The sequence below is a fragment of the Streptomyces calidiresistens genome (genome assembly GCF_014141525.1).
GTDB lineage: Bacteria > Actinomycetota > Actinomycetes > Streptomycetales > Streptomycetaceae > Streptomyces > Streptomyces calidiresistens.
Genome location: NZ_VKHS01000119.1, coordinates 1 through 9,916, shown reverse-complemented (window position 1 = coordinate 9,916; position 9,916 = coordinate 1). Strand labels below are relative to the sequence as shown.

The window sequence follows — 9,916 nt, the reverse complement described above, 5'->3', positions numbered from 1 at the left end:
GCCCTGCAGGGCGGTGGGGGCGGAGGTGGGCACCGTGGCGGCCTGCTCGAAGGTCAGGTTCGCCGGCTTCGGGGCGATCCGGTCCTCCCGGGCCCGGGCGTACTCGGCGAAGGCACCGGTGCAGGTGCCGAACACCTCGTCACCGGGCGCGAAGCGGGTGACCTTCGCCCCCACCCGCTCGACGCGGCCGGCGACATCCATGCCGGGTACGGGCTTCCTCGGTGCCCGCAGCCCCGAGACCAGACGCACCGGGTACGGCCTGCCGGTCATCAGGTGGTGGTCGCCGATGTGCACGCCCGCCGCGCGGACGGCGATCAGCACCTCGTCCTCGCCGATCGACGGGGGGTCGATCTCGGTGAACTCCAGGACGTCCGCCGTCCCGTACGTCTTCTGCACGATGGCTCTCATGGTGACCCCTCCTCGGGATCCGGGTACTGGAACACGTCGTCGAGCGGCACCCCGAACACCCGGGCGATCCGGAAGGCCATCTCCAGGGAGGGCGAGTAGCGCCCCTTCTCGATCGCGATGACGGTCTGTCGGGTCACGCCGATGCGATCGGCCAACTCCGCCTGCGTCATCTCCCCGTTCGCGAAACGAAGGGCGCGGATCCTGTTCGTGACCCCGGTCGGCTTCACCATGGGTGGAATCCTCGCCGATAGGCGACGATCCGTGCCGCCGACCCGAGGGCCGCCGACAGGACGAAGGCCAGGTAGAGGGCGTTCGCGATCCAGAAGTGCGGCCACTCGGCCAGGGCCATGGCGAGCGCCGCCACGCCCCCGACCACCACGAGGGATTGGCCGACGTACTCCCCGAAGCGGTCGATCTCCCGGTCCCGCTGGTCCTTCCGGTCGGACCCCTCGGGCCGGATCGCGGCGATCGCGATGCGCGACACGATGCCGGCGGCGATGGAGAGGCCCACCGCCACCAGCAGCGTCGGCACGTACGACACCTCCGCGAGCGGGGTGCCGTCCCCCGCCCGGCCGAGCACCACCACCGCGTAGACCGCGTAGACGCCGAGGGCGAGCGCCCCCTGCACCCACGCCCATCTCTCCTCGAAGGCCACGACCCCTCCCCATGTCAAAGAAACCTGACATGAGCGAAGGTAAAGCAACCACGACACCATGTCAACGATTCTTTACTTCAAGGACCTCGGCGGACCCGGCGAAGGGTCCCGGGACGGTGGTGGGCCCCGGGAGGGGTCACATCCCGCGATCGGGGCCGTACCAGGCAGCCGGCCGGCGGTCCTCGGCGCTCATGGGCAGGTGTTCGAGCCGAACCGGGCCGGGATAGAAGTAGGTCCCGTTGGGATGGATGACCTCTTCGCCGAGGAGCTGACGGTGGAGCCACTCGGCGAAGCCCATGGGGTGTTCCCAGTAGCCGCCCTCATCCCGGTTGTGCACCACGACGCTCCATTCCGGAGCCCGTGAAGCGCGGCGCAGGAAGACCTGGAACCCGAAATCGGTCCCCAGCGCGGGGATCAGAGAGCCGTCGGCTCCGGTCTCCGGGTGGGGAAGGCCGTCCCAGTCGACCTCCCGGAATGCCTGCTCGGTCGCCCGGATCTCCTCGAGGAGGTTCCAGCGCGTGGTGGCGGGGTGGTGAAAACACAGATGACCGTTGAGACGGATGGGCGCGTACTCGTCGACGAACTCCTTGTAGTCCCCGGGAAGTTCCGTGCCGATGCCGGCTTCGGTGCGTTCCCAGGCGGCGGGGTCGGCGAATCGGCGACTCCCCGGCCCCAACATGGCGAAAACGGCGGACAGGTGGTCGGTCACGGATCACATCCTCGTGCGGGGCCCGGGACCCGGGTCGTTCGGGTGGGAGGTCGAAGTGACGGCGCCGGCCGCCGGAGCCCGGGGGCGGGGGTCTCCACCGGTTACCACCGTGGTGACCGTTCCCGCCCCGGGGGCCGGCGTTTCGCTCACCCCCCGGCGCGGAGGGCGGTGTCGAGTTCGCGGATGAGCTCGCCGGGGCGCCCGCCACCCGGGGGCGCGGCGGGCAACCGGGCGAGGACGGCGACGACCGCCGGCGGCGCGTGCCGCCGTGCCCACCCGGGAGTGCCCCCGTCGACCGGGGGGTCCTCCCCGGGGCTCAACTCCTCGGCCCGCGCGGCGTGGGCCGCCGCGCCGAGGACGTGCTTCACCTGATGCGCGCTCGCCTTCGGGTGCAGGTACGCGGCCGCGGCGGCGTGGCTCGCCGCCCGTGCGGCGTCGGCCGCCGCCGACGCACCCGCCTCCCCGGCGGCCTTGTACGCGGCCCATGCGCACCGGCGCAGGGCGTTGGTACGCCGCCCGCCGGCGGCGAAGGCGCGGGCGGCGTCGACAGCCTCCCGGGGACGCGTGTCGCCGGGCCGGTCCTGCTCGAAAAGCGCCAGGACGCGCTCCGCGCACGCGGCGGCCCACCCCGCGATGGCGCGCAACTCGTCCTCGTCCAGCTCGATCCCGTCCGCATCGGTCACCACGCCGCCATCCTGCCCCGGGGGACCGACACGGGGAGCCGGGCCCCGGGCGGTGGAGGACGTCCCCCGCCCCACCGATGCCCCCGTCCCATCCCGGCTCAGGAGCCGCCGGGAGCGGGGAGGGCGTGGGCGAGGGGATCGGACAGGAGGTGGGTGAAGGCGAGTTCGGCCGCACCGGTGAGGAGGGTGCGGTCACCGAGCCGACAGATCCGGAAGCGGGCGACCTCCCGGGAGGCGGGCAGGGCGTGGGTGTTGACGCGACTGCGGATGTGGGCGGCGGTACCGAGGTAGATGTCCGGCAGGGTGCCGCCGAAGATGATCAGGGCCGGGTTGTAGAGGTTGATCAGGTTGACGATGCCCACGGCGAGCCAGTCGCCGACGGTGTGCAGGGCGGCGCGCGCCGTCACGTCGCCCCGATCGGCGGCGTCGATGACACCGCGGATCCCGGCGCGGCCGGTGGCGGCACCGACGGGGCGCCGGGCGGCCTCCAGGAGCGCGTCCTGGCCGGCCTCCGCCTCCAGGCAACCCCGGGAGCCGCAGGAGCAGGGCCTGCCGTCCCGGGGGTTGACCAGCATGTGGCCGACCTCGCCGCCGTATCCGCTGTGTCCGCGCAGCAGCCGGCCGCCGGAGATGACGCCGCCGCCGATGCCGATGTCGCCGTGGAGGTAGACGAGGTCCTGGTAACCGACCCCGGCACCGCGGCGGTGTTCGGCGAGGGCCCCGAGGTTCGACTCGTTGTCCAGCAGGACGGGCAGGCCGAGGCCGAGGCGCCGCGTGAGGTTCTCCCCGAACTCCTCCTCCGTCCAGCCGATGTTGAAGGCCGAGCGGACGAGGCCGTCGGGGTGGCGAACCATGCCCCGCACCGCCGCCCCGGCTCCGACACAGACGGCGTCGGGCGGCGCCGTGTCCCTCATCTCCGCCGCGAAGCCGGCCAGCGTGGCGGCGGTCTCCCCGGGGTGCAGGCCGATCCGGGGGGCGACCGTCTCCCGGTGGTCCAGGAAGGCGCCGCCGAGTCCGATGCGGGCGGCGGCGAGGTAGTCGACGCCCACGTCGAAGGCGAACACGTAGCGGCTGACGGACTCGGGCCGGACGACCAGGGACGGCCGGCCGGCCCGGCGCGTTTCCCGGGGCAGCTCCTCACGGACCAGGCCGGCCGTGGTGAGCTCGGTGACCAGCGCCATGATGGTGCTGCGGTTGAGCCCCATGCGGTCCGCCAGAACGGCCCGGGAGGCGGGACCGCCGAGGTGGATGTGCCGTAGCAGAGTGCTGAGGTTCTGCCGGCGGATCTCCTCCTGGGAGGGACCGGCCTTCATCATGCTCCGCCCTCATCGTCGTACGGCACGGCGGCGGGAAAGCGCGTCCACGCCCGCGGCGACCAGCAGCACCGAACCGGTGACGGCGTACTTGACGCCGGAGCTGTACCCCATCAGTCCCATGCCGTTCTGGATGACGGCGACCACCATACCGCCCAGTACGGCGTTGATCAGGCGACCTCTGCCGCCGAACAGGCTGGTCCCCCCGATCACGGCGGCGCCGACCGCCAGCAACAGCACGTTGCTGCCTCCGGTGTTGGGGTCCACGGAGTGACCGCGGGAGGCGGCGATGATGCCGCCGACCGCCGCCAGCGAGGAGCAGATGACGAACGCGGAGACCCGTATCGCGGTGACGTTGATACCGGCCCGGCGGGCTGCCTCGTGGTTGCCGCCGACGGCGTAGATGTGCAGGCCGAAGGAGGTTCGGCTGAGCACGAAGGTGCCGATGACGAGCAGCGCGACGATGACCGGCACCACGATCGGCACGCCCTTGACCGAGTCGACCACGAGGGAGCGGCTGCGCTCCTGGTTGAGCAGGTGGACGGCGATGCCGCCGAGGAGGGCGAGTCCGCCGATCCGTGCCGCGACCAGCACGGGGGGAGCGGTGGTCAGGCCGCGCCGCCGGCGGTTGCGCATCTGCCGCAGTTGCACCGCCGCGAACCCGCCGACGCCGACGCCGAGCAGTACCCAGCCCAGGACGGGGGGCAGGTTGTCGTTGGCGATGGCGAGGATCACCGGGTCGTTGATGGAGATGTTGGTGCCCTCCTCCAGCAGCATCAGGACGATGCCCTGGAAGGCGAGGAAGGCCGCGAGGGTGACCACGAAGGATGGTATGCCGATTCGGGCGACCAGCACTCCGAGCACCAGGCCGATGAGCATGCCGGTGAGCACGGCGGCGAGCACGGCGGAGTACCAGGGCCAGCCCTGGTCGGTGAGCAGGACGGCCAGGACGGCGGCGCAGACGCCGCTGGCGAAGCCCGCGGACAGGTCGATCTCGCCCAGCAGCAGCACGAACACCAGGCCCATGGCGATGGCGATGCTGCCCGCCCCCTGGGTGAGGAGGTTCGCGAAGTTCAGGTTGGACAGGAAGACCGGGCGCATGATCGCGAAGATCACGCAGAGCACGACGAGGCCGAGGATGGCCGGCAGCGACCCCAACTCCCCGCCCCGCAGCCGGTCCAGGTAGTCGCGGCCGACGGCGCGGATGCCGTCGACGGTCGAGGGCGGCTGCGCGGCGGTCTTCTCGGGGTGGAGGGCGGTGGTCATGCGGTGGCTCCGTTGGTGGTGGCGAGGCCCAGATCCCCGCTGCGGCCGGAAGTGATGAGTTCGACGACCTGCGATTGGGTGACGTCGGTCGTCCTGACCTGTGCCGCCATCCGGCCCAGGTAGAGGGCCGCGATCCGGTCGGAGACCGCGAACACGTCGTTGAGGTTGTGGGAGATCAGCACGACGGTCAGGCCGTTGTCGGCCAGCCGCCGGACCAGTTCGAGGACCTGGGCGGTCTGCGCGACGCCGAGGGCGGCGGTCGGCTCGTCGAGGATGACGACCTTGCCGTTCCACAGCACCGCCTTGGCGATGGCCACGGTCTGCCGCTGGCCGCCGGAGAGGTGGGAGACCTGCTGGCGCACGGATTTGACGGTCCGTACCGAGAGGCCGGCGAGGGTCCGGGCCGCCATCTCCTCCATGGTGGCCTCGTCCAGGATCGGGCCGCGGCGCTTCTCCCGGCCCAGGAACATGTTCTGCACGATGTCGAGGTTGTCGCACAGCGCCAGGTCCTGGTACACGATCTCGACGCCCAGCGCGGCCGCGTCCCGGGGTCCGTTCACCTGGACGCGCTCACCCTCGAACAGGTACTCGCCGGCATCGAAGGAGTGAATGCCGCCGATGCACTTGACCAGGGTGGACTTGCCGGCGCCGTTGTCCCCGACGAGGGCGGTCACCTCGCCGGGGTAGGCGCTGAACGCCACGTCGTGCAGGACCTGGACCGGTCCGAAGCTCTTGTCGATCCCGCGCAGTTCGAGGATCGGGGTCACCGTCATGGGAGAGGACTCCTCGGGTCGTGGAGGGGCCGCGGGTCCCTGGCCCGTTGGCGGGACCCGCGGCGTGCCGGGGGTGTCCCGGCGTTCGGAGGGGTGTCAGTTGATGCCGGCCTCTTCGCACAGGGCGGCGTACTCACCCGTGCACAGCTCCTCCTTGGTGACGTAGCCGTCCTCGACGACGTCCTTGACGTTGTCGCGGAAGATGGCCTCCGGGCTCTCCAGCACGGACGGCACCTCCCGGTCGCCCTCGGGGTCGTGGACGGTCGCGTTGGTCTCGGCCTCCTCGCCCCTGGCCAGGGACACCGCGAGCCGGACGGCTGCCTCGGCCTCCTTCTTGACCGCCTTGTAGACCGTCATGCACTGGTCACCGGCGAGGATGTTCTGCAGACCCTGGACGGTGGCGTCCTGCCCGGTGACGGGCACCTCGCCGTTGCGGTTCTGCTTGCGCAGCACGGCGATGGCGGCGTTGCCCAGGCCGTCGTTGGCGGCGAGCACACCGTTGATGCCGGGCTCGCTGGTGAGCATCTGCTCGAAGATGGTGGTGGCCTCGGCGTTGTCCCAGTCGGGGACGGACTGGTCGGGTCCCTTGGTGTACTCACCGGCGTCGTACTTCGGATCCAGGACGCCGTTGTAGCCCTCGGCGAAGAGCAGGGCGTTGTTGTCGGTCGGGGAACCGTTGAGGGTGGCGACGAGCGGCTGCTCCACGCCCTTCTCCTCCAGGCAGGCCGCCAGGCCCTCGCCCTGCAGCCTGCCGACCTCGGTGTTGTCGAAACTGACGTAGTACTGGGCGGAGCCGCCGAGGGTGAGCCGGTCGTAGTCGATGGTCGCCACACCCTGCGACTTGGCCTTCTCCAAGACGGCCTTGCCCGTGCCGCTGTCCAGGTTGACGATCATCAGGACGTTGACCCCGTTGGTGATCATCTGGTCGGCGATGGTCTGGAAGTCCTGCTTGTCGCCCTGCGCGTTCTGGATGTCGTACTCGACGCCGGCGGCCTCGAACGCCTCGGCGAGGTACTTGCGGTCCGCGGTCTCCCAGCGGGCCGAGGACTTGCTGTCCGGCAGGATCACGCCGATCCTCGGCGTCGCGCCGTCCGAGCCGGTGCCGCTGCCGTCGTCCGAGGAGGAGTCCCCGCAGGCGGTGAGCGAGGCGAGCAGGGTCGCGGAGGCGACGGTGAGGAGGATTCCCTTGCGCATGGGCAGGGTCCTTTCTGAGGGGTACGACGGAGAGCGCCCGTCCGACGGATGCTCCGTCGGCGAGAGAAATCAGCGGTAAGTGCGCACTTGACCGAACTGCGGGTCCGTGACCGATCCACCCGGTTGAATGTTGTGAGCGGGAACGTATTGCCGCGCGGAGCGACTGCACCAGACCCGGGTACGGAAAATTTGTTGCGAGCGATAACAATCAGATGACGCCCCGGCGTGGAGCCTGCGCGCACACCGGCCGACCCTCCCGTCCCACCTCGGCGGACACCTCCGGCGGGGCCTGAGCAGGACCATCGACGGAACATCGACGACACGTCGACCCGTCCCGCCCGGAAGGGCCCCGGGGCCGGAACCCCGTCATGGCCGTCACGGCCGCCGTGGTCGCCCCGCCCGGTCGGCTCCGGCACGGCGGACGCCCCGGATGCCCGCGACGCCCCGGCGGACGTCGCCCCGGGCACCTCGTTCCGTGTGAGCGTCCCCGACCGGGCCCGGAGCCGGCCCCGGGCCCTGCCGCGGGGTCACGTGCCACCGGCTGCGGGGAGTCGGTGGGCGTGGCATCGGCCGGGGGAACCGGGGAGGGGGCGACTCCGGCTCGGCCTCCACCGAGTCCGTCACGGACCGCACGACCGGATGGCGGGAGTCCCCGGTCGTGTCCTCTTCCGAGCAGGGGTGTCCGCCCGACGGAGGGGAAACGGCGGGCGGTCCCCCCGGCCGCGCGGGACGGTCTCCGCGCCCGGAGGGGACCCGGGGCATCGAGCCCTCAGCGCCGCTCCCCCGCCTCCTCCCCGATGTCCTGTTCCGTCCAGATGGTCTTGCCGGTGGATGTGTAGCGGCTGCCCCAGCGGTGGGCGAGCTGGGCGACCAGGAAGAGACCGCGTCCCCCCTCGTCGGACAGACGGGCCCGGCGCAGGTGGGGCTGGGTCTGGCTGGGATCGGAGACCTCGCAGATCAGCCGCCGGTCGCGGATCAGGCGCAGGCCGACGGGACCCCCCGCGTAGCGGATGGCGTTGGTGACCAGCTCACTCACGATCAGCTCGGTGGCGAAGACGTGCTCCTCCAGGCCCCAGGCGGCCAGCTTCTCGCAGGCCAGGGCGCGGACGCGGGCCACCCGGCCGGGATCGGCCGGCAACTCCCAGAAGGCCGTGTCCTCGGACGGCACGGCCCGAACGGTGGCCAACAGCACCGCCAGATCCTCCGCGCGTTGCCGCCCGCGCAGCCGGGCCAGGATGTGCCGGGTCGGGTCGGAGGGCGGCTCGCCGGCCTCGGCGGCGGCGAGTGCCAGTTCCCTCAGCCAGGACGGCCCCCGGCCGTCGTCGGCCGGAGCGGGGCCGGGCTCCCCGCTGTGGAAGGCGAGCACGTCACCCGGCGTCAGACGCAGCTCGACCGGTTCGAAGGGCTCTCCACCCCCGCCGAGCGGCGGTCCGGGCCGAAAGTCCACCGCCGACACCTCCCCGCTCCGCGCCTCCGCCAGCAGCGGCGGGGGATGGCCGGCACCGGCGATCAAACATTGACCGGTGATCGGGCAATAGGTGGCGTAGAGGCAGGTGGCTCCGGTCAGGGAACCGGCTCCGGCCACCCCCTCTCCCCCCTCGTCCTCCGCGAAACGCCGCACCAGGTCGTCCAGGTGACTCAGCAGCTCGTCGGGGGCGGGGTCCAGGTCGGCCAGGGTCTGCACCGCCGAGCGCAACCGTCCCATCGCCCCGGCGGCGTTCACCCCGGCCCCGGGCACCCGCCCGACCACGAACGCCACCCGCGTACCCGACAGCTGGATCACGTCGTACCAGCTGCCGCCGGTGTCGGCCGCGGTGCCGGCCGGCACATACGCCCCGGCGGTCCGCGCCGCGGTCAGTCGCGCCGACAGCCGCGGCAGCAGGCTGCGTTGCAGCGCCTCCACGGTGCGTCGCTCCCGGGTGTAGCGCCGGGCGTTGTCCAGTCCCAGCGCCAGACGTGAGCCGATCTCCTCCGCCAGCTGGACATCGGCCGCGTCGAAGGGGGTCCTGTCACCGGTACGCCACAGCGGCACCGCGCCCAGCACCACACCGCGCGCCAACAGCGGAAGCACCAGCATCGAGGTGGCCGCGTCCGGCAGGCTCAGTCGCGCCCGCTCCGGGTCCTGCGCCGATGCCGCCCGCAACTCCCTCATGTCCGGCATGAACCCCGTCACGCCGCGCCGCACGTGCTCGGCTTCGACATCCCCCGGGAAGAATGTCTCACCCCGCTGGTGGACCTCTTCGGGCCAGGGCCCCCACCCGGCCGCCACCGCCACCCGCCGCATGGGCGTTTCCGGGCCGAACCATCCGGCCTCCTCACCGTCCAGCACCGCCTCGGTCAGGTCGACCGCTCCCAGGTCGGCGAAGACCGGCACCAGCAGGCCCACCAGTTCCTCGGCGTTGCCCACCACGTCCAACGACCCGCCGATCCGTCCCGCGGCCGCGCGCAGCAACTCCAGCCGCTGCTGCGCACGCGGACCGGAGACCAGCACCCCGCCACCGGCCGCGGCCACCCGCATCCCGAAGCGGTCCCGCAGCTCCGCCCCCGCCACCGGCACCAGCCACACCAGGAAGCGCGCCGAGCCACCCGCCAGGAGCACCGAGACGCTCACGTCGGCCGTGATCCGCCCGCCTGCCGGACGCCGCAGCGCCGCGCGCCTGCTGCTGCGGCGCTCCTCCCGGGCCTCCTCGACCAGACCCGCCCACACCGATCGGTCCTCGAACAGGGAGGCCACGCCCACCCCGCGCACCGCCTCGATGCCGCCGCCCAGCAGGTCCACCACCGGGGAGGTCGCGGTCAGGACCGTGCCCTCGCCGTCCAGGAGCAGCAGGGCGGGCTGCTCCCAGTCAGCCGCGCCCCACGGCCCGCCGCTCCCGGTCATGGCGCTCCCCGGCCCTCGCCCGCCCTCACAGCAC

Annotated in this window: 10 protein-coding genes; all 10 read right to left on the bottom strand. The window is 72.3% G+C overall.

All coding sequences use genetic code 11. The features are described from left to right. The coding region (locus FOE67_RS07835) for an alcohol dehydrogenase catalytic domain-containing protein (protein WP_182661874.1) at positions 1 to 408 on the bottom strand (408 nt) is incomplete at its 3' end. Continuing rightward, positions 405 to 638 carry a helix-turn-helix transcriptional regulator gene (locus FOE67_RS07830; protein ID WP_182661872.1) on the bottom strand — a complete coding sequence of 78 codons (234 nt, stop codon included), beginning with the start codon at positions 636 to 638 and terminating at the stop codon, positions 405 to 407. The genes FOE67_RS07830 and FOE67_RS07835, both read right to left, overlap by 4 nt. Continuing rightward, positions 632 to 1,063: a hypothetical protein gene (locus tag FOE67_RS07825; RefSeq protein WP_182661870.1), complete on the bottom strand. Its 432-nt coding sequence runs from the start codon at positions 1,061 to 1,063 to the stop codon at positions 632 to 634. Before FOE67_RS07825 ends, FOE67_RS07830 begins: the two co-directional genes overlap by 7 nt. 136 nt (positions 1,064 to 1,199) lie before the next feature. Beyond that, positions 1,200 to 1,772 (bottom strand): SMI1/KNR4 family protein, encoded by a 573-nt coding sequence (locus FOE67_RS07820; RefSeq protein WP_182661868.1) that lies wholly within the window; start codon positions 1,770 to 1,772, stop codon positions 1,200 to 1,202. A 146-nt stretch (positions 1,773 to 1,918) separates the two neighbouring features. After that, complete coding sequence (locus FOE67_RS07815) at positions 1,919 to 2,455, bottom strand: putative immunity protein (protein WP_323384456.1); 537 nt, start codon at positions 2,453 to 2,455, stop codon at positions 1,919 to 1,921. A 98-nt stretch (positions 2,456 to 2,553) separates the two neighbouring features. Beyond that, on the bottom strand, positions 2,554 to 3,771 hold the full coding sequence (locus FOE67_RS07810; protein WP_228473668.1) for an ROK family transcriptional regulator: 1,218 nt from the start codon (positions 3,769 to 3,771) through the stop codon (positions 2,554 to 2,556). Positions 3,772 to 3,780: 9 nt separating this feature from the next. Further along, the gene (locus FOE67_RS07805; RefSeq protein ID WP_182661864.1) at positions 3,781 to 5,034 is read right to left on the bottom strand and encodes a sugar ABC transporter permease; all 1,254 of its coding nucleotides are present in this window, start codon (positions 5,032 to 5,034) and stop codon (positions 3,781 to 3,783) included. Beyond that, positions 5,031 to 5,807 carry an ATP-binding cassette domain-containing protein gene (locus tag FOE67_RS07800; protein ID WP_182661862.1) on the bottom strand — a complete coding sequence of 259 codons (777 nt, stop codon included), beginning with the start codon at positions 5,805 to 5,807 and terminating at the stop codon, positions 5,031 to 5,033. The genes FOE67_RS07805 and FOE67_RS07800 overlap by 4 nt, the downstream gene beginning before the upstream one ends. Positions 5,808 to 5,903: 96 nt before the next feature. Beyond that, complete coding sequence (locus tag FOE67_RS07795; RefSeq protein WP_182661860.1) at positions 5,904 to 7,001, bottom strand: sugar ABC transporter substrate-binding protein; 1,098 nt, start codon at positions 6,999 to 7,001, stop codon at positions 5,904 to 5,906. A 769-nt stretch (positions 7,002 to 7,770) separates the two neighbouring features. Further along, positions 7,771 to 9,882 (bottom strand): ATP-binding SpoIIE family protein phosphatase, encoded by a 2,112-nt coding sequence (locus FOE67_RS07790; protein ID WP_182661858.1) that lies wholly within the window; start codon positions 9,880 to 9,882, stop codon positions 7,771 to 7,773. Between the last annotated feature and the right edge of the window lie 34 nt (positions 9,883 to 9,916).